At 71.8% G+C, this 25,019-nt stretch carries 25 protein-coding genes; 11 read left to right on the plus strand and 14 right to left on the minus strand.

The annotated features are described in order from the left end of the window. Window positions 1-49: 49 nt before the first annotated feature. Window positions 50-547, minus strand: coding sequence for a peptidylprolyl isomerase (locus OHO83_RS04890; protein ID WP_116505392.1), 498 nt, complete (start codon window positions 545-547; stop codon window positions 50-52). A 259-nt stretch (window positions 548-806) separates the two neighbouring features. Between OHO83_RS04890 and OHO83_RS04895 the strand changes: the two genes are divergently transcribed. The 4 genes from OHO83_RS04895 (at window position 807) to OHO83_RS04910 (ending at window position 4,218) form a co-directional block, all read left to right on the plus strand. Further along, the gene (locus tag OHO83_RS04895) at window positions 807-2,234 is read left to right on the plus strand and encodes a S1 family peptidase (protein ID WP_330278759.1); all 1,428 of its coding nucleotides are present in this window, start codon (window positions 807-809) and stop codon (window positions 2,232-2,234) included. A gap of 81 nt (window positions 2,235-2,315) precedes the next feature. Then, window positions 2,316-2,780 (plus strand): MarR family winged helix-turn-helix transcriptional regulator, encoded by a 465-nt coding sequence (locus OHO83_RS04900; RefSeq protein ID WP_266678530.1) that lies wholly within the window; start codon window positions 2,316-2,318, stop codon window positions 2,778-2,780. 73 nt (window positions 2,781-2,853) lie between these two features. Next, window positions 2,854-3,438 (plus strand): hydrolase, encoded by a 585-nt coding sequence (locus OHO83_RS04905; protein WP_330278760.1) that lies wholly within the window; start codon window positions 2,854-2,856, stop codon window positions 3,436-3,438. Between the two features lie 102 nt (window positions 3,439-3,540). Continuing rightward, entirely contained in the window at window positions 3,541-4,218 is a 678-nt protein-coding gene (locus OHO83_RS04910; protein ID WP_266678526.1) for an AIM24 family protein, read from the plus strand. 84 nt (window positions 4,219-4,302) lie between these two features. Here OHO83_RS04910 and OHO83_RS04915 read toward each other — a convergent pair whose 3' ends face one another. After that, complete coding sequence (locus OHO83_RS04915) at window positions 4,303-4,830, minus strand: GNAT family N-acetyltransferase (protein WP_330278761.1); 528 nt, start codon at window positions 4,828-4,830, stop codon at window positions 4,303-4,305. A 74-nt stretch (window positions 4,831-4,904) separates the two neighbouring features. After that, on the minus strand, window positions 4,905-7,139 hold the full coding sequence (locus OHO83_RS04920) for an NEW3 domain-containing protein (protein WP_330278762.1): 2,235 nt from the start codon (window positions 7,137-7,139) through the stop codon (window positions 4,905-4,907). A gap of 317 nt (window positions 7,140-7,456) precedes the next feature. Here OHO83_RS04920 and OHO83_RS04925 point away from each other — a divergent pair, with 317 nt between their 5' ends. After that, window positions 7,457-8,935, plus strand: a complete 1,479-nt coding sequence (locus OHO83_RS04925) for an esterase (protein WP_330278763.1) — start codon at window positions 7,457-7,459, stop codon at window positions 8,933-8,935. A 243-nt stretch (window positions 8,936-9,178) separates the two neighbouring features. Further along, complete coding sequence (locus tag OHO83_RS04930) at window positions 9,179-10,225, plus strand: tetratricopeptide repeat protein (protein WP_266678518.1); 1,047 nt, start codon at window positions 9,179-9,181, stop codon at window positions 10,223-10,225. 9 nt (window positions 10,226-10,234) lie between these two features. Here the strand turns inward: OHO83_RS04930 and OHO83_RS04935 are convergent, their stop codons facing one another. The 4 genes from OHO83_RS04935 to OHO83_RS04950 form a co-directional block, all read right to left on the minus strand. After that, window positions 10,235-10,621, minus strand: coding sequence for a PPOX class F420-dependent oxidoreductase (locus tag OHO83_RS04935; RefSeq protein ID WP_266678516.1), 387 nt, complete (start codon window positions 10,619-10,621; stop codon window positions 10,235-10,237). Between the two features lie 301 nt (window positions 10,622-10,922). Further along, window positions 10,923-11,099 (minus strand): hypothetical protein, encoded by a 177-nt coding sequence (locus tag OHO83_RS04940; protein ID WP_266678514.1) that lies wholly within the window; start codon window positions 11,097-11,099, stop codon window positions 10,923-10,925. A gap of 175 nt (window positions 11,100-11,274) precedes the next feature. Beyond that, on the minus strand, window positions 11,275-13,362 hold the full coding sequence (gene ligA / locus OHO83_RS04945) for an NAD-dependent DNA ligase LigA (protein WP_330278764.1): 2,088 nt from the start codon (window positions 13,360-13,362) through the stop codon (window positions 11,275-11,277). A 71-nt stretch (window positions 13,363-13,433) separates the two neighbouring features. Further along, window positions 13,434-13,913: a DUF4188 domain-containing protein gene (locus OHO83_RS04950; protein WP_329432249.1), complete on the minus strand. Its 480-nt coding sequence runs from the start codon at window positions 13,911-13,913 to the stop codon at window positions 13,434-13,436. 88 nt (window positions 13,914-14,001) lie between these two features. Here OHO83_RS04950 and OHO83_RS04955 point away from each other — a divergent pair, with 88 nt between their 5' ends. Beyond that, complete coding sequence (locus OHO83_RS04955) at window positions 14,002-14,643, plus strand: MerR family transcriptional regulator (RefSeq protein WP_330278765.1); 642 nt, start codon at window positions 14,002-14,004, stop codon at window positions 14,641-14,643. A gap of 69 nt (window positions 14,644-14,712) precedes the next feature. Here OHO83_RS04955 and OHO83_RS04960 read toward each other — a convergent pair whose 3' ends face one another. Next, window positions 14,713-15,312 (minus strand): TetR/AcrR family transcriptional regulator, encoded by a 600-nt coding sequence (locus tag OHO83_RS04960; RefSeq protein WP_266678506.1) that lies wholly within the window; start codon window positions 15,310-15,312, stop codon window positions 14,713-14,715. Window positions 15,313-15,450: 138 nt separating this feature from the next. Here OHO83_RS04960 and OHO83_RS04965 point away from each other — a divergent pair, with 138 nt between their 5' ends. Both OHO83_RS04965 and OHO83_RS04970 read left to right on the plus strand, forming a co-directional pair. Beyond that, the gene (locus OHO83_RS04965; RefSeq protein ID WP_330278766.1) at window positions 15,451-16,953 is read left to right on the plus strand and encodes an APC family permease; all 1,503 of its coding nucleotides are present in this window, start codon (window positions 15,451-15,453) and stop codon (window positions 16,951-16,953) included. 3 nt (window positions 16,954-16,956) lie between these two features. Then, on the plus strand, window positions 16,957-17,820 hold the full coding sequence (locus OHO83_RS04970; RefSeq protein WP_266678502.1) for a carbon-nitrogen hydrolase family protein: 864 nt from the start codon (window positions 16,957-16,959) through the stop codon (window positions 17,818-17,820). Between the two features lie 51 nt (window positions 17,821-17,871). Here OHO83_RS04970 and OHO83_RS04975 read toward each other — a convergent pair whose 3' ends face one another. The 3 genes from OHO83_RS04975 to OHO83_RS04985 all read right to left on the minus strand — a co-directional run bounded on the left by OHO83_RS04975 (window position 17,872) and on the right by OHO83_RS04985 (window position 19,339). After that, window positions 17,872-18,225 (minus strand): sulfite exporter TauE/SafE family protein, encoded by a 354-nt coding sequence (locus OHO83_RS04975; protein WP_330278767.1) that lies wholly within the window; start codon window positions 18,223-18,225, stop codon window positions 17,872-17,874. Further along, a complete protein-coding gene (locus tag OHO83_RS04980) occupies window positions 18,144-18,644 on the minus strand; it encodes a sulfite exporter TauE/SafE family protein (RefSeq protein WP_330278768.1) in 501 nt (166 codons plus the stop codon). The genes OHO83_RS04975 and OHO83_RS04980 overlap by 82 nt, the downstream gene beginning before the upstream one ends. Window positions 18,645-18,796: 152 nt before the next feature. Next, window positions 18,797-19,339 (minus strand): GntR family transcriptional regulator, encoded by a 543-nt coding sequence (locus OHO83_RS04985; RefSeq protein WP_330278769.1) that lies wholly within the window; start codon window positions 19,337-19,339, stop codon window positions 18,797-18,799. 487 nt (window positions 19,340-19,826) lie between these two features. On the opposite strand from OHO83_RS04985, the gene OHO83_RS04990 reads away from it, so the two are divergent. Next, window positions 19,827-21,086: a hypothetical protein gene (locus OHO83_RS04990; protein WP_330278770.1), complete on the plus strand. Its 1,260-nt coding sequence runs from the start codon at window positions 19,827-19,829 to the stop codon at window positions 21,084-21,086. A 24-nt stretch (window positions 21,087-21,110) separates the two neighbouring features. Here OHO83_RS04990 and OHO83_RS04995 read toward each other — a convergent pair whose 3' ends face one another. Together OHO83_RS04995 and OHO83_RS05000 are read right to left on the minus strand one after the other, a co-directional pair. Further along, entirely contained in the window at window positions 21,111-22,151 is a 1,041-nt protein-coding gene (locus OHO83_RS04995; RefSeq protein ID WP_330278771.1) for a hypothetical protein, read from the minus strand. Window positions 22,152-22,251: 100 nt separating this feature from the next. Then, window positions 22,252-23,163, minus strand: coding sequence for a D-2-hydroxyacid dehydrogenase family protein (locus tag OHO83_RS05000; protein WP_266680202.1), 912 nt, complete (start codon window positions 23,161-23,163; stop codon window positions 22,252-22,254). A gap of 220 nt (window positions 23,164-23,383) precedes the next feature. On the opposite strand from OHO83_RS05000, the gene OHO83_RS05005 reads away from it, so the two are divergent. Continuing rightward, window positions 23,384-24,205: an endo alpha-1,4 polygalactosaminidase gene (locus OHO83_RS05005; RefSeq protein WP_330278772.1), complete on the plus strand. Its 822-nt coding sequence runs from the start codon at window positions 23,384-23,386 to the stop codon at window positions 24,203-24,205. Here the strand turns inward: OHO83_RS05005 and OHO83_RS05010 are convergent. Next, entirely contained in the window at window positions 24,184-24,984 is an 801-nt protein-coding gene (locus OHO83_RS05010; RefSeq protein WP_266678492.1) for a 4'-phosphopantetheinyl transferase family protein, read from the minus strand. The genes OHO83_RS05005 and OHO83_RS05010 overlap by 22 nt on opposite strands. Window positions 24,985-25,019: the final 35 nt, after the last annotated feature.

Here is a 25,019-nt window from a genome sequence, read left to right on the forward strand (position 1 = left end):
TCCGTCCGCCGGCCGTCGAGCGGCCGGCGGTCAGGCGTCGTTGCGGAGGCTAGAGAACGCCGGACTCGGAGATGGTGACCTTCGCCGAGGGAGCGCCGCTGCGGGAGCCGAGGGCCTCGATCTTCTTGACGAGCTCCATGCTGGACTCGTCGGCGACCTCACCGAACACGACGTGCTTGCCGTCGAGCCAGTCGGTCACGATCGTGGTGATGAAGAACTGCGAGCCGTTCGTGTTCGGGCCCGCGTTGGCCATGGAGAGCAGGCCCGGCTTGGTGTGCTTGAGCTGGAAGTTCTCGTCGGCGAACTTCTCGCCGTAGATGCTCTTGCCGCCCGTGCCGTTGCCGGCGGTGAAGTCGCCGCCCTGGAGCATGAACTGCGGGATGATGCGGTGGAACGACGACCCCGCGTAGCCGTAGCCCTTCTCGCCCGTGGCCAGGGCACGGAAGTTCTCCACCGTCTTCGGGACGACGTCGTCGAAGAGGTTGAAGCTGATGCGCCCGGCGGGCTTGTCGTCGATGGTGATGTCGAAATATGCCTTGATTGCCATGGCGACATCCTTGCACTCCCCATGGCCCGAGCGCTCCCCGGGCCGGGCTTTCGCAGGTCGCACGGGCCGCGCGTCCACTCGATCGGCCCGCCCCCGGATCGGCGACGGCGCGGCGTCAGGGCAGTGCCCCACTGAACGAGGCGCCCCGTCCGTACGTACGTGAAGCGAGGGGACGGGCCGGTCGGCTTTCTCAACGCCCTTCCCTCTCAGGGTCGTTGACCTTTTACCCGTACGCCGTTCCGCACGTTGGGGAGTCTGGATGAGGCACGCGCGACGCACCGCCCGGCGGATCACACGCCTTGCCGCCGTGGGCGGCCTGCTCTGCGGAAGCCTGCTCGTCACGCGCGCCATGGCGAACGAACCCGGCGCCTCCGGTCCACCCGTCCCGGTGGGCGAACGGCTGGTGGCGCAGCTCGGCGCCGCCCGCACGGCGGGCAGCTGGCTCGGCGCTGACGGGCGGACCGTGGTCGCGGTGACCGACGCCGGCGCGGCGGCGGACGTGCGGCGGGCCGGGGCGCGGGCCGAGGTCGTGCGCCACAGCATGCGCGACCTGCGCTCGGCCGCCGCGACGCTGCGTGCGGCTCCCCGGGTGCCGGGTACGGCGTGGTCGATGGACTATGGCTCGAACGAGGTCGTGGTGCGGGCGGATTCGACCGTCTCCGCGGGCGACTGGTCGCGGCTGGCCGCCGTCGCCAGGACCATCGGCGCGTCCGTCCGCATGGAGCGCACCCGGGGCACGTTCACCACCCGCGTCGACGGCGCGTCGCCGATCTTCGCGAGCGGCGGGCGCTGCTCGGCGGGCTTCGACGTGACCGACGGCAGGGACGCGTTCCTGCTGACGGCCGGGCATTGCGGCCCGGTCGGCACGACGTGGTTCGCGCGGCCCGGCGACGCCACCGCACTGGGCACCACGGTGAGCGGCACGTTCCCCGGGAACGACTTCTCCCTCGTGCGTTACGACGACGGGGTGCCGCGCGCCCAGAGTGATGTCGTCGCCATCGGCGGAGGCCGAGGAGTACGCATCACCGGGGCGGCCGACCCGGTGGTGGGCCAGCGGGTCTTCCGTAGCGGGAGCACCACGGGGCTGCACTCCGGCCGGGTGACCGGCTTGAACGCGACGGTGAACTACCCGGAGGGGACGGTCACGGGCCTCGTCCAGACCACGGTGTGCGCGGAACCGGGCGACAGCGGCGGCCCCCTGTTCGCCGACGGGCTCGCCCTGGGCCTGACCTCGGGCGGCAACGGGGACTGCGACGCCGGGGGCACGACGTTCTTCCAGCCCGTCGGAGCGGCGATGACCGCGCTCGGCGTACGCCTGACCGGCACGACAGGGAGCGACGCCTCGGAGGCGGGGGCGGGTTCGGGACAGGCACGGCCCGGCGACGACGTGGCACCGTCCGCTCCGCCCGCAGGCTCCGAGGCGGGCGCTCCGGGCGGGGGCGGGACGGGTACGGGAGTGGGCACGGGGACGAACATGGGCGGGGCCGCCGACGCCTGGGCCGACAACACCGGCACCGCGTCCGGTACCGGCCCTTACGCCGCGATCTCCAGGGTCGTGAACACCCGGAGCGTCGGGCCGGGCCTGCTCGTGATCGGCGGCAGCCTGATCGCCCTGGTGGCGGCGCGCTCCATGCGTTCGTCACGGCTGTCGCGGCGGGAGCGGGGGGCCTGGTCCTCGGGGATCTGAAGGAGTCGTGTCGCGGACCTCGCCCCTCCAGATCTTCAGCTCAGACTGGACAGCTTGGACTGAAGGTTTTAGCGTGGGCGTATGAACAATGCCGAGGGCATCGACCACGCCGAGGGCATCTCGGAATCCGCGGACCGTGCGGCGCGCGAACTGCGCGTGATGTTCAGCCGCCTCCGGCGCCGCCTGCGCGAGGTCTCCGACAGTCAGGACCTCACCCCGTCCCAGGTCTCCGCGCTCAACCGGCTCAGCAAGGCGGGAGCCGCCACGGCCAGCGGTCTCGCCGCCTCCGAGGGCGTGCGGCCGCAGTCGATGGCCGCCACGCTCGCCGCGCTCGACCAGCACGGGCTGATCGAGCGCCGGCCCGACCCCGAGGACGGCCGCCGCCAGCTGGTCACCCTCACCGACGCCGGCCGCGAGAGCGCGGAAGGCACCCGGCAGGCCCGCGGCGAATGGCTGGCCCGCGCCTTCCAGGACCAGTACTCGGAAGAGGAGCGCCTGACCGTCGTCACCGCGCTGACCCTGCTGGAACGGCTCACAGAAGCCTGACCGCAACGCACACCCGTCACGGTCGACCCCGGCCCTCCCACCCGGCATCGAACCACCCCGAAAGGCCCCACTCATGGCTCTCACCACCCTCGACGAGCGCACCGCCCTCGTCGTCATCGACCTCCAGAAGGGCATTGTGGGTGCGCCCACCACCCCGTACACCGGCGCCGAAGTCGTCGCCCGATCGGTCGAGTTGGCGGACGCCTTCCGCTCGCACGGCCTGCCGGTCGTCCTCGTGCGCGTCAGCGCCGCCGCCGACGGGGCGGACGCCGTACCCGGGCGCAACGAGACCCAGGGACGCACCGGTGCCCGGCCCGAGGGCTGGGACGTGATCGTGGACGAACTGTCCGGCCACCCGGAGGACATCACGGTCACCAAGCGCAACTGGGGCGCCTTCTTCGGCACGGACCTGGACCTCCAGCTCCGCCGCCGCGGCATCACGCAGGTCGTGATGACCGGCGTCGCCACCAGCATCGGTGTCGAGTCCAGCGCCCGCGCCGCCCACGAGCACGGCTACCACGTCACCCTGGCCGCCGACGCGATGACGGACCTGGACGTGGAGGCACACCGCAACAGCATCGAGCGGATCTTCCCGCGCCTCGGCGAGACCGGCACGACCGGGGAGATCACCGAACTCCTGGCGAAGACCCGCGCCTGACAAGCGAGTCGTGCCCCGACGGCCGCCCCGCCACTGGTCGGTTTCCGGCCGGTACGCCGCCCGACCTTGGCGGAACGGACCCGTCCGGGACACGATGCCCGCATGAAGGGTGATCTCTTTTCCAGCGAGCACGTCGTACAGCCCGCCTCCGCGCCGGGAATGACCGCACAGAACGCCAAGTCGATCCGCTACACCGTCAACGGCGACATGATGGCCCGTCAGGGAGCGATGGTCGCCTACCGCGGGAACCTGCAGTTCGAGCGCAAGGGCCAGGGCATGGGCGGCATGCTCAAGCGTGCGGTCACGGGCGAGGGCCTGCCTCTGATGACGGTGCGCGGGCAGGGCGAGGCCTGGTTCGCGCACGAGGCGCAGAACTGTTTCATCGTCGACGTCGAACCGGGCGAGGCCCTGACGGTCAACGGGCGGAACGTCCTGTGCTTCGACTCCACGCTCTCGTACGAGATCAAGACCGTGAAGGGCGCGGGAATATCCGGCGGGGGCCTGTTCAACAGCGTCTTCACCGGCCAGGGCCGACTGGGGCTCATCTGCGAGGGCAACCCGCTGGTCATCCCCGTATCGCCGCAGCAGCCGGTGTTCGTGGACACGGACGCGGTCGTGGGCTGGACCGCCCATCTGCACACCTCGTTGCACCGGTCGCAGTCCATCGGGTCGATGATCCGCGGCGGTTCGGGCGAGGCCGTCCAGCTGAAGCTGGAGGGTGAGGGGTACGTCGTCGTGCGTCCCAGCGAGGCGACTCCGCAGAAGGCCCAGCAGCACTGACGCCCTGTTGTCCCCACACACCCCGAGGTGACGGCCCCGGGAACCGGCGAGCCGTCACCTGGAGGTGCGCCGGCTCAAGGTGTGTCATCCCAAGGTGCGCTGCCACCTGACTTCGCCGTCGTGCATCCGGTCCGTGGGCGTCAGTCCGCACGCCGTGGCGACGGCCGCCGACGCGGCGTGGTCCGGGTGGATGTGCGCGACGACGGTGCGTACGGACTGCCGCCCGAGCCGGTCGACCAGTGCGATCGCCGCCTCCGTGGCCAGGCCGCGCCCCTGCCACGGCACTCCGACGACCCAGGCGATCTCGGCTTCGAGCCCGTCGTCGCCGGGGCCGACCGTGGCCTGGACCGTGCCGGCCAGACACTCTTCGTCCCTGATCCGGAGCACCCAGTTGCACCAGGAGACGGCCGGGTCCGGGGGGCCCGCGACCAGGCGCCCGTAGCGTTCGCGCAGCTCCCGCGCCGACAGCGGCGCGCCGCCGATGAACGTGTGCAGAGCCGGGTCGCCGACCACCGCGGCCATCTCATCGGCGAACTCCACGTGGAGCGGCAGGAGTTCGAGCCTTCGGGTCGAGATGTCCGTTGCGGTCACGGGTTCGCGGAGTCCGTCCATCGCGCCACCGTACGTCCACGCCGGTGCGCCGGACACCGCGACCGCGGCATCCGGCGCGCCGGCCCACCCGGGCTCTACTGAACCGTGATCGCGAACACGTGGATCGCGTCCGCGTCGGGCAGGGTGACCGTGCGGATCGTCTTGCCCGCGGTGAGCGGGACGGAGTTGCCGAACAGCTTGTAGCCGGTGCCGAAGTTGGCGGGGCCGGTCGGGGTGTTGCGGTGGTCGGACGTGGCGACCGTCGTCGCGCCGTACTCCGTGCCCGCCGTGCAGCACCAGTTGGGGAAGCCGAGGCTGCCCGTGCTCGTGGTGCCGTCGGTGTACGTGACCTTGACCTGGCCCGAGGTGAAGCCGGCCTCCGCTCCGAGGAACCAGAGCTTGGAGCCGCTGCCGGTGAGGGTGATCGACTGGCCGGCGAGTTCGACGTTGTTCGGGGTGCCCGGCTTGGCGGCCGGGAAAGTCCAGGTCACGCCGTCCTTGCTGACCTTGGCCCCGGGAGTGACCCCGGCCGCGGCGAGGGCCTGGGCCGAGTAGCTGTCGCCACCGCCGTCGAAGTTGCCGGTCGTGTAGTTGCCCTCGGCGGGCGGCGCCGCCTCGTTGGTCACGCCGACGTTGTTGAAGGCGGCGTCCAGGCTCGGGTACGGCACGTCGGTGACGATCGAGGCGCCTCCCGACACGGAGCCGTCACCGGCGCCACCCGCACGGTAGCGGGCCGTCGCGGTCAGGGTCGTGACGGTGGTGCCGGGCTTGGCGTCGGGGCCCTTCGCCGTGATGGTCGCGGCGGCCGAGCCGCCCGGCCTGACCTTGCCGAGGGACACCTTCGACGTGCTGAGGTGCCAGCCTTCGGGGGCGCTGATACGCAGGCGCGCGCCGGTGAGTCCGGTCGGGCCGTGGTCCGCGAGCGCGACCTTCCAGGTGGAGGTGGCGCCCTCACCGCCGGTCCGCGTCCAGGTGATCGCGGTGGCGGGCTGCACACGGTGGGCGGTGCCGGTGTGGACGCGGTACAGCACGGTCGCGTGGGCGGGAACGTCGGCGGCGATCGTCCCTGTGGTCTGCGTGGTCCGCTTGGACCAGAGGTCCTTGAGGAGGTACGAGGATCCGGCGGGCAGACCGGCCTTGGCGGCAGTCGTCTCGATCGTCCGTGCCTCGTCGGAGGAGTTGAACAGGGCCACGGCCCGGTCGCCGTTCGCGAGGGGCTTGGACAGCACGTCGTAGCCGTCGCCCTGCTGGACGATGCGCCCCTGGAGGCCCTTGGTGTCCTGGTCGACGGCGATGACGTCCTTGTTGCCGAGGACGTCGATCGCCTCGGACGAGGCCTTCGTCAGGTCGGTGCTGGAGATGAGGGGGGCCGCCATCACGGACCACAGCGACATCTGGCTGCGGATCTCGTCGCCGGTGAGCCCGGACTGCCCGGCGAGCAGGAAGTCGGGATCGTTCCACCGGCCGGGGCTCTGCAGGTCGGCGAGCGGCACGTTGTAGGCGTAGTTGTACTTGATGGAGGCCCACTTGCCGCGCGCGGACGACGACTCCATGGCGACGTCGGCGCCCTCGCGCCACAGGTTGCCGACCTCAGCGGACCAGGAGATGACGTGGTGCCAGTCCTTCTCGCCCTCGAAGTAGGCGGGCGCGGAGACGGAGTAGACGATGGGCCGGCCGGTGTCCAGGAGCGCCTGGCTCATGTCGCCGTAGAGCTTGTGATAGACGTCGTCCGCGCTCTGGCCCGTGGGGACGGGCACATTGCAGCCGTCCAGCTTCAGATAGTCGACCTTCCACTTGGCGAAGAGGTCGGCGTCCTGCTTGATGTGGCCGTACGAGCCGGGGTAGCCGCCGCACGTGGACGTGCCGGCGTCCTCATAGATGCCGAACTTGAGTCCCATGGCGTGCAGTTGCTCGCCGATGTAGGCCATGCCGTGCGGGAAGCGGGTGGGGTCGGGGACGAGGTCGCCGTCGGCGTCGCGGGTGTGCGTCATCCAGCAGTCGTCGGTGGTGACGGTGTCGTAGCCCTTGGCGGCCAGGCCGGAGGAGACGAGTGCGCGGGCGTTGGCGAGGACGGTTTCCTCGCTGATGTCGCAGCCGTAGTAGGACCAGTTGTTCCAGCCCATGGGCGGGGTCGGTGCGAGGTTGGGGTACGGGGTGGTGGCCGCGGCGGCGGGTGCGGCGGACGGTCCCGCGAGGCCACCGAGCGCGAGTGCCGCGGCGGTGGCGGCCACGGACAGGGCGCGCACGGCGCGGGCCCGGCCATGGCGCGAGGGGTGCGGGGTGGTGCGGCGCTGTGCGGATCTGTGCTCTCTGTGAGCTCTCCCGGACAAGGGATCTCCCGTCTACGAGCGTCTACGAGCGCGCCGGGGATGACGCGACGGGGATACCGTGCCGAGGGAAGCTCGTTGCTGCAAGATGCATGGCGATTTCTTGCACAAACAATCAATCGCTGGGGTAGTTCAGGGCCTTGTGCACCAATTCACCCCGATCGTTTGCCAGTTGATCTCCGAGATGAGGGTGAACCCGGGGCGAACTCCCGTACAACCCTTCCTCCTCATGCACTGTCAAACAGGGCGCCGGACAAGGAACGGGCCCTTTCCGGACATCCCCCGCGCTGCCCGGCCGTCCTTCTCATCAGGAGCCGCTCGTGCGCAAGAACCGTTCCGCCGCCCTGGCCGCGGCGTCATTCCTCCTTCTGTCCGGTGCGGCCATCGCGACCGCTCCCTCCGCCTACGCCGGAACGCCCGGAGGCACGCACGCCGACGACCGCAACAGCGACTTCAACGGCGACGGTTACGAGGACGTCCTGGTCGGCGCGCCCGGCGCCACCGTCAGCGGGAAGAAGGGCGCCGGCCTCGTCACCGTGCAGTACGGGTCGTCGAGAGGCATCGGGACCACCCACGTCGCCCGCTTCAGCCAGTCCACCTCCGGCGTGGCCGGCGCCGCCGAGACCGGTGACGCGTTCGGGAAGGCCGTGGCCACGGGCGACCTGGACGGGGACGGCTACGACGACGCGATCGTCGGCATCCCCGGCGAGGACATCGGCACGACCGCGGACGCGGGCGGAGTGGCCGTCCTCTGGGGCTCGAAGGCCGGCCTCGCCGGCGCCGCCGGCGACTGGCTGCAGGCCCAGGAACCCACCGCCGGCGAGAAGTTCGGCACGGGCGTCACGGCGGCGCACTTCACGAACGACACGCCGGGCGACGTCCTCGCCGTCCTCGACCGCGATGACCTGGAGCTCTTCGCCTACGACTCCGCGCCGCAGCCCGCGTCGAAGGCACCCCTGGAGCGCCGCTCCACGAGCCGCCTGTCCAAACTCGCCGACGAGCGCGACATCGTGCCCCTGTCTCTGACCACGGGCGACTACGACAACAACGGCTTCGCGGACCTCGTCGTCTCTGGCGTGACGACGGGCTCCGAGCCGGGACACGGCTGGTCGTCGTACCTGTCCGGGCACGCCGACGGCCTCACCTACGAGCGCGATCTGCGCGGCGGCCCCGTGGCGGCGTCGGGCGACATCAACGGCGACGGGTACGACGACCTCGTGACCGGCGAGCCCAACTCCCCCGACGACGGCGGCGCTTCGATGACCGGCGGCCTGGTGGGCGTGCGCCTGGGTGGCCCCGACGGGCCGTCGTCCGACGCGCAGTGGTGGACGCAGGACTCCCCGGGTGTGCCCGGCACCGCCGAGCGCGGTGACGGCTGGGGCACGGACCTGTCCGTCGCGGACACGAACGGGGACGGGTACGCCGACGTGGCGATCGGCGCGGCCGGCGAGGACATCGGCACGGTCGCCGACGCGGGCGCCGTGTGGGTGCTGCGTGGTGCACCCTCGGGCCTGACCGGGACCGGAGCGCAGTCCTGGGACCAGAACTCGGCGAACGTGCCGGGCGTGCCGGAGAAGGGCGACAAGTGGGGCGGCCAGGTCCGCCTCACCGACCCGAACCGCGACGGCCGCTTCGGCCTGCTCTGCGCGGCACCGGGCGAGAACACGAACGACGGCGTGGTCTGGGTGTTCTCGGCGGGCACCGGCGGCGTCACCGCCTCCGGCTCGTGGACGTACGGCGCGGGCTCGCTCGGCGCACCGTCCGCGGACGCGCTGTTCGGCGCGGCCATCGACGAGTAAGACCGCCGTCGACGCGTAGGACCGTCACGGAATCCGAACCAGGCCGCCCGCCTCCCCACCCCCTCGGAGACGGGCGGCCTTCCGTACGTCCCGTCCGTCCATTTGATGACCGGCCGACGCCAGGTAGCACTCAAGTCGTACGGCACAACACATACGTGGACGGATCCGCCGGGCCCCTCGCCGCTCGTACGTTCTTGATCGGAACGCAGCGGCACGACGGGACCGGCGAAGGGACACGGCTACATGTACGGCAAGGCATTCGCCCCGGAGTATCAGGGCGAGTTGCGCACGGCCCTCGGGGTGAACTCCTCCTACGAGGACGTGCGCGCGGCAGCGGACCGGTCCCTCGAAACGGCGGCGGGCCCCCTGGAGCGGGCGCGCGCCGCCCTGGCGCTCGCCGAGGCGAACCGGCGGCTCGGCCGCGTCCGCGAGGCGGGCGACGCGTGGCGCGGCAGCTACCGCAGCGCACGCACCGCCGGGCACACGGGGGCGATGGCGTGGGCGCTGTGGAGCGGCGGCACGCTGGCCCGCCAGTGCGGCTCGCTGCGTCTGGCCCGGCGGCTCCTCGGGCACGCCGTCACCCTGGCCGCGGGGAGCGACGACCGGCTCGCCCACGGCTACGCGCTCGCGGGCCTGGCGGAGACGGGCCGCATCCAGGGCGACTACGCGGCGGTCGCCGCCCTCCACGAGGAGCTGCTCGAACAGGGCCGGGCCCACGGCGAACCCCGGCACATGGTCTGGGCGATGTCCGGCATCGCCCAGATGCACCGCAACACCGGCGACCACACCAAGGCCCTGGAACTCTTCGAGGAGTCGGTCAGGGTGGCCACCGAGGCGGACGACGCGCGGGGCCGGGCCTGGTCGCTGCGCGGCGTGGCCGATGTGTTGTCCGTGCGGGGCGAACCCGACCGGGCGCTGGCCCTGCTCTCCGAGGCCGAGGGCGTCTGCCGCGCGATGGATCTGGCGAGCGCGCTCGCGTACAACCACAAGATGCGCGCCAACGTCCTCTACCGGGACGGGCGTTACGAGGCGGCCCGCGACACCTACGCCTCGACGCTCGCGGAGTTCCGCGCTCTGCACGAGCCGCGCGGTGCGGCGCTGTGCCGGCTCGGTCTGGTCAAGTCGCGCTCCCGGCTCGGCCGCGACCAGCGCGCCACGCTTGCCGAACTCGACGTTCTCGAGGCCGACTTCACACGGATCGGGCTGCGGCACGCGCGGGAGATGGTGGTCGCGTTCCGTGCGGAGACGGCTCGGGGTGGCATGCGGTCCGAGGACCGGGAAGCGGCCTGAGCGCCGTGTTCACTCGTCGAGCGTGATGCGGATGCCCACCGTGCCGTCGAGGCCGCGGCGCAGACGGCTGCCCAGCAGCGTCAATCTGCCGAGCAGGCCGTACTTGCTCCGGATCAGGTCGCGATAGCGGGCGGTGTCCTGCGGGGAGCAGATCACCGCCGTGGCGGGCGACTGATCGCCGGTCGGGTTTCCGCGGGCGTCGCACGGCCCCACCAGAACCTCCGCGCGGTTCCGGATCCGCTTCACCTTCCACGAGTCGGCGGCTGTCCAGGCACCGAGCGCGGACCCGTCCCTGACCACCCAGACGGGGGTGGCCACCGGGCTGCCGTTCTTCCGGAAGCTCGTGACCAGCAGGTACTTTCCGGCGCCGAGCCGCGCGAGCCGCGTGTGATCCATGACTCGAGTCTACGGCGCCCCGGCCGGCGACCGTCGGGGCCTTGTCACGTCCGCCACTCCCGGTGTGGACGTTGCAACAAATTGTGAAGAAGGTGAGAGCTTTCTCTGCAGCCGGGCGATCCGCGCCTCCGAGCCCACCGGGGCCCGCCACGATGATCACGCCGCGTGCCTCCTCGTGGCATCCAGATCGGGGTGCGCAGGGCCAGGAGACTCCAGGAGCGCCGACGCCTTCGGCGCTCCTGGAGTCGTGCGGGCCGCGGCGCGGGCGCGGCGCGGACGTAGGGGCCCACCACCGCCGGGGTCATCGCAGCGCCGCCGCCAGGAAGGTGGAGAGCGACAGGGTGAGCCCCACGATCGCCATCAGCAGCGTCCCGTACTCGCGCCAGGCCCGAGGGCGGCGCTCCCTCTCGGCCCGATGCTCACCGGGACCCGGGCCGGCGGGATCGGCGGGGATCTGCTGTCCGTGCGACTGGATCACACGGAGTCAACTCCCCGCCGGGCCAACACGATGCGGCCGAGATCAGCCACGCAGGACGACTCCGTGGCGGGTTCGCATCCTCGGCAGCTCCCACAGGCAGACGGCCGTGACCGACAGCGGGCCGTCCAGCTGGGAGCAGAGCTGCACCGCGACCGGGCCCCCTCGCGTCGCCTCGTCACTGCAGGAGGTCCGCGACGAGTTCGGCGAACTCGTCCGGTGTGGCGAGACGGATGCCCAGGTCCTCGGCCTTGGCCCGCTTGGAACCCGCGCCCTCACCGGCGACGACGAGCGAGGTGCGCTTGGAGACGCTGGAGGACGACTTCCCGCCGGCCCGCTCGATGAGTTCGTTCATCTGGTTGCGGCTGAGCTTCTCCAGAGGGCCGGTCATGCCTCCCGTGACGACGACGGTCATGCCGTCCAGCGGGCCCGCGGCGGCCGCCGGTTCGCCCGCTCCGTCCGTCTCGGCCTCCGGGGCGGGCGGGGTGGCACCGGGTTCCGTCATGTTCACCCCCGCGGCGGCCAGCCGGTCGATGAGCGGGGCGAGTTCGGCCAGCTCGGAGACGATCACCGGAGCCTTCTCGGCGCCGATGCCCTCGACCCGCTGCATCGCCTCGGCGTCCGCGGCGCGGATGTGGTCCATCGTGGCGAAGTGACGGGCGATACGACGGGACATGGACCGGCCGGTGCCCCGCACCCCGAGGGCACACAGCACCCGGGACAGCGGCTGGGCCTTGGCGGCCTCGATCGCGGCGAGAAGGTTGTCCGTGCTGGTCTCCCCCATCCGGTCGAGCGCCAAGAGCCCGTCACGGGTGAGGGCGAACAGGTCGGCGAGGCCGGCGACCAGGCCCGCCTCGACGAGCTGGACGACACGGGTGGCGCCGAGGCCCTCGATGTCGAGCTGGTCGCGGCCCGCCGCGTAGGAGAGCGAGGCCACCAGGTGGCAGTTCCGGCCGCGTTCGCAGCGCCAGCGCTGCTCACTCGTGTCGATGCCGGAGCCGCATTGCGGGCACACGTCGGGGAACGCGATCGGCTGTTCGTCGCCGGTGCGCAGGTGGGCGACGGGCGCCTCGATGCGGGGGATGATGTCGCCCGCCTTGTAGACCATCACGTGGTCTCCGAGCCGCAGGTCGCGCCGGGTGATGTCGGCCGGGTTGTGCAGCGTGGCGTACGTGACCGTGCTGCCGTCGATGTCGACGGGTTCGAGGACGGCACGCGGGGCGATGATCCCCGTACGGCCGACGTTCCACTCCACGTCGAGGAGGCGGGTGATCTTCTCGACGGCCGGCAGCTTGAAGGCGATGGCCCAGCGCGGGGCGCGCGTGCCCGATCCGGCGGCCTCCTGGTCGGCCGCGAGGTCCGCCTTGACGACGATCCCGTCGATGCCGAACGGCAGCTCGGCGCGCAGGCCCGCGATGTGCTCGACCCGCGCGAGCACCTCCTCGACGGTGTCGACGGTGAGGCCCGAGACGGCCGTCGTGGCCGGTGTGTTGACGCCGAGCGTGGCCGCGCGGTCCATCAGTTCGCCGTGGGCCAGGGAGCGCAGCGCCTCGGCGTGCTCGGCCGACGTGCCGGGCAGGGGCAGCAGGCCGTACGCGAAGAACGTCATCGGCACCGTGTAGGCGCGCTCCTTGGCCCTGAGTGTGCCCGCCGCGGCGTTCCTCGGGTTGGCGAAGGGGGCGCCGCCGTGGTCCGTACGCACCTCGTTCGCGTGCTCGAACTGGCCGATCGTCATGAGGACTTCGCCCCGCACCTCGACCGTGTGCGGCTCGGTGAGGCGGTCGGGCAGGCCCTCGACGGTGCCGATCGCGTGCGAGACGTCCTCCCCGGCCGTCCCGTCGCCCCTGGTGATCAGCTGCGTGAGGCGCCCCTCGTGGTAGCGCGCGGCGATGGCCAGCCCGTCCAGCTTGGGCTGGACGTTCCACCGGGTCACCTCGTGGCCGATCCGGCGGGCAACCGACGCGGTCCAGGTGGTGAACTGCTCACCGTCGAACACGTTGTCCAGGCTCAGCATCGGGACCGTGTGCGGCACGTCCCCCTCGACGGCACCGCCCCCGACCTTGCCGGTCGGCGAGTGCGGCAGCACCTCGTCGGGGTGGTCCGCCTCGTACGCGGCGACGGCCCGCACGAGCCGGTCGTACGCGTCGTCGTCGAGGGCGGACGTCCCGCCCGTGTAGTAGGCGCCCGCCGCCAGGGACGCGTCCGTGACGGCCTGGGCGTAGGCAGCGGCGTCGGCCAGGACGAACTCACCAGAAGTCGTTGTCATGCTGCCATCGTGCCTGGTGGCACTGACAATCGACCGGACGCGACGGCGGGCCCGGGATCAGGGGCTCCCGCTCACACCCGCAGCCGGTCCTGCGCCTGCACCCCGTCCCTGAGGCCCGCCACTCCGAACGCCTTGCCGAGGCCTTGGGCCGGCATGTCCCCGTAGATCGTCTCGTAGGAGCCCTCGGGTACGACGTACGTCTCGTGCCAGATCCCCACGTGCCGCGCGCTCTTGCGGGCGTATCGGTTGATCCGCGCCCACCAGGGGTGATGGCGCCTGTCCGGGGCCGCGGCGTAGGCGAGCAGCTTCTCCTTCGACTCCCAGTACTGGACGACCATGTAGGTGCGCGGCGAGCCCGTGAGCAGGATGTGGTGCAGGAGGCCGAGGGAGCGGTCGCGGTTCAGTTCCCTGATCATCATGGGCATCGCGACGAACACGGGCAGCCACCGGTGGACCGCCCAGAAGTGGTTGATGCGCATGCCGATGAGGAAGACCACCACTTCCCCCTGCGCGCCCGCGGTCACCCGTCCGGCATGTGTCTTCGCGCCCATGTCGCCCCCGATTCGCCTGGGTTGGAGAGTGCCGCTACCCATGCACCCGTGCTTGGATAGTGGCACTGTCCAAGGAGGGGTGCAAGGGATGCGACTCGCGGAACTCAGCGAACTGAGCGGGGTCTCCATCCCCACCATCAAGTACTACCTGCGCGAACAACTCCTGCCTCCGGGAAGGCGCTTGACGGTCACTCAGGCCGAGTACGACGACTCCCACCTGCGCCGGCTGCGGCTCGTGCGGGCACTGATCCAGGTCGGCCGGGTGCCGGTGGCGACCGCTCGCGAGGTGCTCGCAGCGGTGGACGACGACTCGCTGGGCCGCACGATCCGCATGGGCGCGGCCCTGTGGGCGCTGCCGCAGCCGCCCGCGGCACCCGAGGGCGACCCGGCCACGGTCGAAGCGACCTCGGCCGTCGACCGGCTCCTGGTGGAACTCGGCTGGGACACCGCACGCGAGATCGGCAGCCTCTCCCCCTCGTACCGCACCCTCGTCACGACGGTCGCCACGCTCAACCGACTCGGCTACACCTGCGGAACACCCGAACTCACCCCGTACGCACGGCACATGGAGCGCGTCGCCGAGCACGACATCGACCGGCTCGACACCTTCCCCGAGGAGGTGGAGAAGGTCGAGGCCGCGGTCGCGGCGGCGGTCCTGTACGAGCCGGTCCTGCTCATGCTGCGCAGACTCGCCCAGGAGGAGCACTCGGCGCGCCGGTTCGGACTCTGAAGGGTGTGAGAACGGCGAGGGCCCGGCGGGTTCCGGGGACCATGACGCCGCGCACCCGCGCGCGCCGCCTCACGCCGACGGGTCGAACCCCGTGGCCATCCGGGCGTACGCGTGCAGCATGGCGATCACCTCGGCGCGCGTGCGGCGCCCCGCGAGCACCTCCATCTGGAAGCCGTCCTCCATCGCCACGAACCCGGCGGCCAGTTGCCCCGCGGGCTGGGCGAGCACGAAGTGCCCCTGCGCCTCGCCGAGAACCAACGTGGCGTAGTACACGGCGATTTGACGCTCGGTCAGCGTGGCATCGAGGGCCGCCGCCCGAGGGTCGCGCAGGCTGCGCGGCCAGTACTCGAAGAGCAGCCGGGGCAGCAGGTCGTCCGGCCCGTCGGCAACGCCGTGATCGACACAGGCCCGCAGCCGGTCCCGGGCGTCCGGGAACTTCTCGGCGCTCTCCTCACGCTCACGGCTGAAGCGCTCGATCGCCCGCTGGAACGTCTCGTACATCAGCTCGTCGAGGTCGTCGTAGTAGTAGAGCACCGCGGCCGACGTGACCCCGGCCTCCTCGGCGACATCGCGCAGCCGCAGACCTTCGAGGCCCCGGCTGTGCAGGGCGCGCAGCGTGGCCTGGTGCAGTTGCGCGCGCCGCGCCTCCTGGTCCTTGCGCCGTCCCACGACCGCCTCCGTCCGCCCCACGTCCAACCCTATTCACTGATGCCGGGGTAAAGATACCGAACCCGCCCTTGACAGGCCTCATGGCCCGTTCGTTAAATCTGCGTTTAATGAAACGTCGCCGCCGACCAGAAGGCCGCCGTGAACCCTGATCCCCCTCAGACACTCGCCCTCACCACCGCGTCCCCGCCGCCCTCCAAGGGCCTGCGGAGCGGGTCCGTCGGACTGCTCGCCTCCGTGGCGCTCGGCCTCTCCTCGGTCGCCCCGGCCTACAGCATCGCCGTGACGCTCGGCTTCGTGACGGTGGCCGTCGGACACCTCGCGCCCGCAGCGCTGCTCCTCGGATTCGTGCCGATCCTGCTGACGGCCTTCGCCTTCCGCGAGCTCAACAAGGAGATGCCCGACTGCGGGACCACCTTCGTGTGGACGACGCGCGCCTTCGGCCCCGCGTCCGGCTGGCTCCTGGGCGGCTGGGTCACCCAGTTCGCCACGGTGACGGCCATGGCCGCGCTCTCCCAGGTGGGCGCCGGATACCTCCTCGGGCTCCTCGGCCTGGACTCACTGGCCTCCGACGAGACCGCGGTCGCCGTCACCGCGGCGCTGCTCATCGGGGCCATCACCGTCATCGCGTACCGCGGCCTCCAGCTCGCCGCGGTCGTCCAGTACGTCCTGCTCGCGCTCCAGCTCGTCGCCCTCTTCGGCTTCGGCGCCGCCGCGCTCGCCCGGCACGGGGCGCTCACGCCCTCGCTCGCCTGGTTCGACCCGTTCGGCTTCGACAGCTTCGGGGCGTTCGCCAAAGCGGTCCTGCTCTGCCTCTACATCTACTGGGGCTGGGACGCGCTGCTCACCGTCAACGAAGAGACGCGCGACAGCGAGCGCACCCCCGGCAAGGCCGCGCTCATCTCGACGCTCGTCCTCCTGGTCACGTATCTGTTCACGGCGGTCGCCGCGATCGGCTTCGCGGGAACGGGCACCTCGGGCCTGGGACTCGGCAACGCCGGCAACGCGGCCGACGTCCTGTCCGCGCTCGGACCGCCCGTCCTCGGCACGGCACTCGCGAAGGGCGTCCAGCTGGCCGTGTGCGTGTCCGCGATCTCCGCGCTGCTCACCTGCGTCGTCGGCAGCTCACGGGCCACGCTGTCGATGAGCGTCCACGGCGCGCTGCCCCGGGCGTTCGCCCGCATCCACCCGCGCCACCGCACGCCCTCGTTCGGCACCGTCTTCATGGGCGCGGCGGCAGCGGTTCTCCTCGCGGCCCTGACCTGGCTCTCGCCCGCCTTCCTCGGCGACGCGATCCTCTCCATCGGGCTGCTCATCGCGCTCTACTACGGCGTCACCGGCCTGGCCTGCGCCTGGCTGTTCCGCGGGCAGCTGCGCCGGTCCTGGCGCGACGCGCTCCTCAAGGGAGTGCTGCCGCTCACCGGCGGCCTGATGATGCTCGCCGCGTTCGTCCGCAGCGCCATCGACATGACCGACCCCGCGTACGGCTCCACCTCACTGTTCGGCGTCGGCGGCGTGCTCCTCCTGGGCATCGGCTCCGTCCTGCTCGGCCTGGTCGTGATGCTGACGCTGCGCCACCGCTTCCGCCCGTTCTTCCGCGACGGCCGCACCGCCGTCACCCGACTGACTGTCACCGAGGACTGATCCATGCGCACGCTCAGCATCGCCGCCGTACAGACCGCGCCCGTCCCCTTCGATCCCGAGGCCACGTGGGCGCTGTTCGCCGACCGGGTCCGCGCGACCCGCGCCATGCTTCCGCACGTCCAGCTCGTCGTGGTTCCCGAGCTGATGCTGTCCGCGGAGGCGCCACTGTTCGACGCCCGCGAGGACTGGATGGACAAGGCGGCCGTCACCGTCCCCGGGCCGCTCACCGACCGTATCTGCGACCTCGCCCGCGAGACGGGCCTGTGGCTCGTACCCGGCAGCGTCTACGAGCGCGCCGGCGACGGCACCGTCTACAACACCGCCCTCGCGGTCTCCCCGCAGGGCGAGATCGTCGCGCGCTACCGCAAGGTCTTCCCCTGGCAGCCCTACGAAACGACGGCGCCCGGCAGCGAGTTCGTCGTCTTCGACATGCCCGGTATCGGCAGGATCGGCCTCGCGATCTGTTACGACGGCTCGTTCCCCGAGACCGCGCGCCAGCTCGCCTGGCTGGGCGCCGAAGTGATCGTCCAGCCCACCCTCACCACCACCAGGGACCGCGACATGGAGATCGTCTGCGCCCGCGCCAACGCCTGGACGAACCAGGTCTACGTGGTGAACGTCAACGCCTCGGACCCCGCCGCCGTCGGCACCAGCGTCATCGTCGACCCCGAGGGCACGGTGCGCCAGCAGGCCGGCCCCGGCCAGGAACTCCTGGCGGACGTCCTCGACCTGGACGCGGTCACCCGCGTCCGCGAGTTCGGCTCCTCGGGCCTCAACCGGCCCTGGGCCCAGCTGGAGAGGTACGGCTCCAGCGTCCGACTGCCGATGTACGGCGGCACGTTCCAGCCGCGACCCGAGCGGGGCTGAGCTCCTCACCCCGGGCCCGCCCCGCAGCGACCGGCAGGGCGGGCCCGGACCTCAGGTGTGGAGGGCGAGGTACGGAGCCGGCGCCAGGAGCGTTCCCACGAGGGCGTACTTGAGCCGGCGTGCGGGCACGGCGTGGGCGATCCTCCAGCCCACGATCACACCGACCAGCTCCGGCACTCCGACCAGCGCGGAGAGCCCCCGGTCGACGGATCCGTGCAGCACGTACCCGACCGTGCCGATCGCCGCGATCACCACGGACTGCGCCTGCGCCGCGGCCAGGGCGGACAGCACCGGGAGCCCGCAGACGACCAGGAGGGGCACGTTCAGCATCGGACCGCCGAGGCCGAAGAGCCCGGCCACGACGGCAACTCCGAAGCCCACCGAAGCGATGAGCGTGCGCGGCACACCCCCGGCTCGCTCCCCTCGACCGGCGTACGGCGCTCGCGCACCCACACCAGGACACCCGTCACCGTGACGGCGCACGCGAGCAGCATCCCGAACCCCCGCCCCGAGACAAGGGTGTTGAGCAGGACCCCGAGAGGTGTCCCGACGAGTGCGGCCACGGCGAGGACCGTCGCCGTGCGACGCGTGACGGCGTCCCGCAGCTGTCCCGAGCGGGTGTACGCGGCCGTGCCGAGGACGCCGGTCGCCATATGCGTGGCGATGGCGGTGCCCGCGACGCCGGTCGGGGAGAGCCCCGTCAGCAGGAACATCCCGATCGTGGGCAGCACACCGCCGGGCCCCACCGCGGTGATCCCGATGCCTCCCGCGAGCCCGAACAGGGCGAGGAGCAACAGGGTGAGGACGTCGAGGTGCATGGGCATGGGGGTGCCTCCGGGAAGGGCGGTGCGTGCGGGGGACTTCGGTCAGGTGCGGGGCGGTACGGGACCCCGGTGGACCAGAGCCTGCAGAGCGAAGCGATCGGCGCGCACCCGCAGGGTCTCCGCGTCCACGGGGCGGCCGTCGGCAAGGCACGTCAGGCGGTCGATGCGAACAGAGCCGCGCCCGCGGGGATTTCGAGGAGCCGCGCGGTGCCCGGTTCGGCGGTGATGGCGTGCACGGTGACCTCCGCGCTGCCGAGGCGGTGTCCCGTCGTCTCCTCAATGAGGTCGAAGACGTCCCGGTGGGCCAGATCGCGGTCGAGCAGGGGCCGGCCGATGTCGGGGGCGAGCCAGGTCGAGTCGACGGAGAGGGGACGGCCGTCCAGGCTCCCCAGACGCTCCAGGTACACGGCGCCGGACCCGTCGAGCAGCCGGAGTCGTTCGGTGACCGCCTTCGGTGCGTGCGGCACGATCCGGGCCGCACGCACCTCGTTGGTCACGGTGCCGTGGTCGACGAGTGTCTCCGCGAGGCCGGTGAGGCGTTCGAGGCGGTGCCCGTACTTCGCCGTCACGACCCGGGTGCCGATGCCGCGTCTGCGGACGATCAGCCCTTCGTCTCGCAGCAGCGCGAGGGCTTCCCTGATGACGTTGCGGGTGGCGCCGAGCGCATGGCCGAGCTCACGCTCGTCGGGCAGCATCCCGTGCGGGTAGACACCGCAGGTGATCTGCTGGCGAAGCGTGTCGGCGACCCGCCGCGCCCGCTCGGCCCGGGGTGGGGTGCCGCCGAGGTGTGGGGGCCGACCCGGGTGCGGGGGTTTTCGTCACGCGTGGGGTGGTTCACCACCGTTCGTCACCTGCTTTCCGGACCCGAAGCTACCCCACCGCACCCACCTGCCGCGTTGCGCCGAAGTTACGCCACCCATCGTGACCTGCGAAAACCGTTGAGCTGCGGTTTTGCGGCCGGACGTCCGGGTTTCGCCGGGCCGCGCACGTGCCTCTCAGCGGCGGAACGCGCCAGCATGCTCCGCGGCGCGAATCCTGTGATGACAACTGCTGTGCACCACGAGGTAGTTCATCAGCGAGTGGCACGTCAGCAGTCTGTTCCTCGCCAGGCGTTCCGTCCGCGTGTCCCCGGCGCGCTCCCCCGCCCACGCCCGCAGCTCCACGGGCCGCTACTCTGCCCGGATGCGCGATGGGGGAAGCGGCGGCGGCGCCGTGAGCGAGTACGACGACAAGAGCGATGACGAGCGCGGCGACGCGACACCCGCGAGCGGTGCCGGTGCCACTGCGGTGCGGCGCCTGGCCGGCCGGTTGCGTGCTCACCGACTGCTGTCGTCGGCGGTGGCGGTCGCCGTCGTCGCAGCGGTCGCGGTGCCGCTGGTCCTCACCGGATCCGGTGAGGACGCCGAACCCTGCACCTCGGTGTCCGACACGACGCGCGCCCTCGCGGCCGATCCCGCCGCAGCCACGAAGGCGCTGGACCCCGGTGACAGCATGGACCGTATCGGTGGTGCCAAGAAGCTTCTCGCGCACGACGGGTTCTGCGGGGACGGGGCCCGCACCCTCGGCCGGGTCATCGACGCGGGCACCCGCGCGTCCGGGCCCGGTAAGCCGCACACCATGGCGCAGGCCCGCAGCGCCTACGCCGTGGCCGCGGCCCTCAGCGACCGCGAGATCCCGGCGGCCCTCGCACCCTCGGTGGCGCGGATGCTCGCCGAGTACGAGGTGGATGCCCTCCGCGACGACGACTTCGGGGGGGCCACGTCGGACGACGTGACCGGACCTGCCGCGCCCCCGGCCGAAGCCGCCCTGGACAGCCACGGCTGGGTCCGGCTGGGCCGTTTCCTCTCCCCCGGCGAGGCCCACGCCACCTTCGAGTACGGGGACCGGTACGCGGACGTGAGTGCCGACGTCCCTGGTCTGGTCACCGAACTCGCCAAGAACCCCGAGTCGTTCGCCATCCTCTACGACGCGCACCGCGCCCAGCTCGCGCACTATCTGGAGCGGCTGACCCAGCAGGGCGGCGACCCCTCTTACCGCCCCGGCGACAAGTACGCGACCCCGACGACCTGGACCGACAACGACCTCCAGGACCTGGCCGACCGCATCGGCACCCTCATGGCCCTGCGGTCCGGCTACGCGAAGGACGGCACGATCAAGGACGTCGCGGCGTTCGACACGTCGGTACGCCAGCACAGCCGCGGCACCTTCCGGCCCGCGTCGCACCGGCTCACGACCCGCCCGCCGATGGGTGACATCGCCGACCGGCCCACGTCGGGACCTCTGCGCGGCGATGTGACGGACGGCCGGCGCCAGATGTTCACGGTGCTCGACCGCTGGGCGAAGGAGCGTGGCATCCCTTCCGAACGCGCCACCGCCATGCGGCAGTTGATGGACGACTACTACGTACGGGCCCTGTGGATCACCTACGTCGAGCGTTTCTGACGGACAGCGCCGCGTCGCTGTCCGTCAGAAGAACCGCAGTCCGGAGCAGCCGCGCCGCCGCACCTGGTCCTCGGCGAACTCCCTGAGCAGGCGCCGCCGGTCCGCCTTGTCGATACCGGGCGTGTCCTTCGTCGCGTCGAGCGCGAAGTTGGCCGCCTCTCCGTCGCAGCGGGCCGCGGCGGTCAGGGGCCGGCGCTCGCCGTTGTCGTCCGATGCCGTGAGGCGGTTGCTCCAGTCCCCGTACCAGGCGCCGAACGTCATACCGGCCCGGTACGCGCCGTCGCCCCCATCTGTGCGGAGCCTGCAACTACTCGTGGGTGCCGTGTCGTTCGCCTCCGCGACGAGACGCCACCCCTCGCTCTTCGCCAGACCCGCTCCGGCCATCCAGTCGCACCCGGTGCCCTCCGCCTTCGCCGGGGACACGGCCCGCCGCCATCGCTCCTCGGTGTCGAAACCGTTGGTCCGCTGCGGTGTCTTGAGGGGCCTGGCACCGCAACCGAGCTTCTTCGAGGCCGAGTCGGCGAGGGCCAGTGCCGTGCGGTAGACGGCTCCGGAGGCACTCCTGTCCACGTTCCTGGACATCCCGATGCGGACCAGCATCTTCCGTGGCCTGCCCTCGGTGTCCTTGCCCAGCGCGGGGCACCGTGTCACGATCCGGATGACTCCGTAGCCGTCGACGATCCCGGGCAGCCCGCCCGACAGCACCATCTGCTGCTCGAAGCCGCCCTCCGTGAAGACCCTCTTGAACTCCCGGTCCTGGTCGTCGCGGCCGGTGTACGCCGCCATACCGATCATCGCCACATCCTCGGTGTGGTCCCCGTCGTACGAGAGGCTGCACCCGTAGAAGCCGAGCTCCGGAACGCCGTGCGACTCCCCCTTCGTGAACTGCGCGTCGTCAGGCGTGAGTTGTGCGACGGAGTCGCGGGGCAGGGCCCCGTCGCAGGCGCGTCCGACGAGCCACCAGTCCTGCGCGTACGGCTCCGCTATGTAGCCACCCAGGCCGAGGACTGCCGCGGCCGCCACCGCCACCTTGATCCAGCGCCGCATCGTCCCTGCCCCCGTCACCACCGAAAACGTGCGGCCCCCGTGGCATCACACGTACCGCCGGACCCTACCCGGCCCGCCCATTCGCCCCGCGCCCGGCCCGGGGCGCCACTCTCCCCGCTCAGGCCGTCAGCGTGCGCACGGGGCTCCCCGCGAGGAACGCCTCGATGTCCTCGACCGCGCCCTCGAAATAGCCCTCGTAGTTGCGGCGGGTGACATAGCCGAGGTGCGGCAGGCCGAGGAAGTTCGGGGCGGTGCGCAGCGGATGGTCGGCCGGAAGCGGCTCCGTCTCGAAGACGTCGGCGCCCGCGCCCGCGATCCAGCCGTCGTGCAGGGCACGTACCAGGGCGTCCTGGTCGACGATCGCGGCGCGCGAGGTGTTGACCAGGTAGGCGGTGGAGCGCATGCGCTTCATTTCGTCCGCGCCGATCAGGCCGCGCGTGCGGTCGCTGAGCACGAGGTGGACGGAGACGAAGTCACTGCTCTCCAGGAGGTCCTCCTTGGAGGACGCGAGGGTGACACCGGCCGCCGCCGCGCGCTCTTCGGTGAGGTTCTCGCTCCACGCTGCCACGTCCATGCCGAAGGCCTGGCCCACATGGCCGACCTTGGTGCCGATCTTCCCGAGCCCGAGGAGGCCGAGGCGGCGCCCGTGCAGGTCGGCGCCGAGGGTGCTCTGCCAGGGGCCCGCGTCGCGCAGGGCGTTGCTCTCGCGCACCACGTTCCGGGCGAGGCCGAGGATGATCGCCCAGGTCAGTTCGACGGGCGGCTCGGAGTTGCTGGCGGTGCCGCACACCGTGACCCCGTGCCGGGCCGCTGCGGCCAGGTCGATGGAGGCGTTGCGCATCCCCGAGGTGATGAGGAGTCGCAGCTGCGGAAGGCGGGCGAAGAGGGTGTCCGTGAAGGGGGTGCGCTCCCTCATCGCGACCACGATCTCGCAGTCGCCGGCCGCCGCGACGACGGCGTCCTCGGTCGGCAAGTGGCGCTGCAGGGAACGGACTTCGACGTCCGTCCCCACTCTGGTCCAGTCCGCCATGGACAAGGCCACGCCTTGGTAGTCGTCGAGCACGGCGCAGCGCAGTCTGGTCAACGCAACTCCCCTGAAAGGTCCGGTACCGGAAACACTAACGGCTCCCCCGACACGACCATCAACATGCACCTGGTCATGTACGGATCGGGCGGCACCGTGAAGTGGGGCGTCATCCAGGTGGCCACCTGATCCGTCCCGCAGTGTGGGGCCAGTGATCAAATGGGGCATGGCGTCACGCGGCACGAACGTGCTCATCCCCGTCCTGATCACCGCCCTGCTGTCCTCGCTCGTCGTCGGGTGCTCGTCCGGGGACGGAAAGGGCGAAGGCGGCGCGGGCAACTGGACTCCGCCGCCCCGGCACGCGGGCTTCGACTACCAGATCGGTGGCGCCTATCCGCCCGCGAAGGACGTCGGCGTCGTGAGCCGCGACCGGTCGGCGCGGCCCGCCCCCGGCCTGTACAACATCTGTTACGTCAACGCCTTCCAGGCACAGCCCGACCAACGGGACGACTGGCCGGACGATTTGCTGCTGCGCGACCGGAACGGCCGGATCGTCGTCGACCGGGACTGGGACGAGCCGCTCCTCGACATCGGCACGGCGAAGAAGCGCGCGCGGGTGGCGGCCCGCGTCGGCCCCTGGATCGACGGTTGCGCTGATCATGACTTCGACGCGGTCGAGCCGGACAACTACGACAGTTACACGCGCTCGAAGGGCCTGCTGAGCGCGCGGGACGCTACGGCGTTCATGGCGTTGCTGGTGAAGCGCGGGCACCGGGCCGGGCTCGCCGTCGGCCAGAAGAACACCGCCGAACTGGCCCCCGGCAGCCGTCGGTTGGGTGCCGACTTCGCCGTCGCCGAGGAGTGCGGCGCCTACGACGAGTGCGGTGTGTACGCGAAGGCCTTCGACGACCGGGTCGTGGTGATCGAGTACACCGACGCCGGCCTGCGCAAGGCCTGCCGCGCATTCGGAAGGCGATTGGACATCGTCCGCAGGGACCACGACGTGACGACTCCCGGCAGCGACGGTTATGTGCGGCGCGCCTGTTGAGGGGGGTGCGGGTACGCGTCGGGCAGGATGCGCAGGACCGGCGGCGCGGTGTCCCGCAGGGCGACCGCGGCGGCGTGTGTGCCGCGCAGCGGTCCGAGGTCGAGGGAGCGCAGGGACCAGCCGGAAGGGTGGACGGCATCGTGGCGTGGACGGTCACCCACGTAGTCGGCGTCCAGGGCGCGGCCCAGGCCGACGCCGACGCCCTTGAGGTAGGCCTCCTTGCGGGACCATACCCGGCAGAAGGCCGCGGCGCGTGCCTCCGCCGGGAGCGCGGCGAGATCGGCGCGTTCCGCCGGGTGCAGCACCTTCACCAGGTCACCCACGGTCCCGGGGTCCGGCACCCGCTCGGCGTCCACGCCCACCGGGCTTCCCGCCACGCCGATCAGGACGAGCCCCTCGCAGTGCGAGAGGGAGAAGTGCAGCGGCGGGTGGGGGCCGGGCAGGGCCGGGCGTCCGTGCGGGCCGCCGCACTGCGGACACGGCTCGCGGGTGAACCGGAGATTCCCCGGCGAGGTCGCCAGACAGGCGCCGAGGAGCCGACGCAGGGAGATGTGTGCAGCCAGGTACAGGCCGCGGTCCGAGTTCCGCACGAAGGCGGCTGCCCGGGCCCGCTCGTCCGCGTCGAGAGCGGAGTCGTCCAGTGCGGGCTGCGGTTCTCCGCGCCCCGGGGTCCTGAGCAGCCACAGGGACGGGCGGCCGTCCCAGGGGCCCGGTGTCACCGGGGCCGCGGGATCAGGGTCGAGGTCCGGCCCCGGCGCGACGTCCGGTGCCGGGGTCACGCGGATCCCGTCGTCCTCACGCCGGCCACCGGGCC

The organism is Streptomyces sp. NBC_00569, assembly GCF_036345255.1.
In the GTDB taxonomy this organism is placed as follows: domain Bacteria; phylum Actinomycetota; class Actinomycetes; order Streptomycetales; family Streptomycetaceae; genus Streptomyces.

Bases quoted from the DNA above. Each gene is read 5' to 3' on its own strand.
- OHO83_RS04930 (WP_266678518.1), top strand. From the start codon at position 9,179: ATGTACGGCAAGGCATTCGCCCCGGAGTATCAGGGCGAGTTGCGCACG.
- OHO83_RS04910 (WP_266678526.1), top strand. From the start codon at position 3,541: ATGAAGGGTGATCTCTTTTCCAGCGAGCACGTCGTACAGCCCGCCTCC.
- OHO83_RS04955 (WP_330278765.1), top strand. From the start codon at position 14,002: ATGCGACTCGCGGAACTCAGCGAACTGAGCGGGGTCTCCATCCCCACC.
- OHO83_RS04980 (WP_330278768.1), bottom strand. From the start codon at position 18,644: ATGCCCATGCACCTCGACGTCCTCACCCTGTTGCTCCTCGCCCTGTTC.
- OHO83_RS04985 (WP_330278769.1), bottom strand. From the start codon at position 19,339: ATGCTGCCCGACGAGCGTGAGCTCGGCCATGCGCTCGGCGCCACCCGC.
- OHO83_RS04950 (WP_329432249.1), bottom strand. From the start codon at position 13,913: ATGGGCGCGAAGACACATGCCGGACGGGTGACCGCGGGCGCGCAGGGG.
- OHO83_RS04900 (WP_266678530.1), top strand. From the start codon at position 2,316: ATGAACAATGCCGAGGGCATCGACCACGCCGAGGGCATCTCGGAATCC.
- OHO83_RS04895 (WP_330278759.1), top strand. From the start codon at position 807: ATGAGGCACGCGCGACGCACCGCCCGGCGGATCACACGCCTTGCCGCC.
- OHO83_RS05005 (WP_330278772.1), top strand. From the start codon at position 23,384: ATGGCGTCACGCGGCACGAACGTGCTCATCCCCGTCCTGATCACCGCC.
- OHO83_RS04990 (WP_330278770.1), top strand. From the start codon at position 19,827: ATGCGCGATGGGGGAAGCGGCGGCGGCGCCGTGAGCGAGTACGACGAC.
- ligA (WP_330278764.1), bottom strand. From the start codon at position 13,362: ATGACAACGACTTCTGGTGAGTTCGTCCTGGCCGACGCCGCTGCCTAC.
- OHO83_RS04970 (WP_266678502.1), top strand. From the start codon at position 16,957: ATGCGCACGCTCAGCATCGCCGCCGTACAGACCGCGCCCGTCCCCTTC.
- OHO83_RS04935 (WP_266678516.1), bottom strand. From the start codon at position 10,621: ATGGATCACACGCGGCTCGCGCGGCTCGGCGCCGGAAAGTACCTGCTG.
- OHO83_RS05000 (WP_266680202.1), bottom strand. From the start codon at position 23,163: ATGGCGGACTGGACCAGAGTGGGGACGGACGTCGAAGTCCGTTCCCTG.
- OHO83_RS04905 (WP_330278760.1), top strand. From the start codon at position 2,854: ATGGCTCTCACCACCCTCGACGAGCGCACCGCCCTCGTCGTCATCGAC.
- OHO83_RS04915 (WP_330278761.1), bottom strand. From the start codon at position 4,830: ATGGACGGACTCCGCGAACCCGTGACCGCAACGGACATCTCGACCCGA.
- OHO83_RS04890 (WP_116505392.1), bottom strand. From the start codon at position 547: ATGGCAATCAAGGCATATTTCGACATCACCATCGACGACAAGCCCGCC.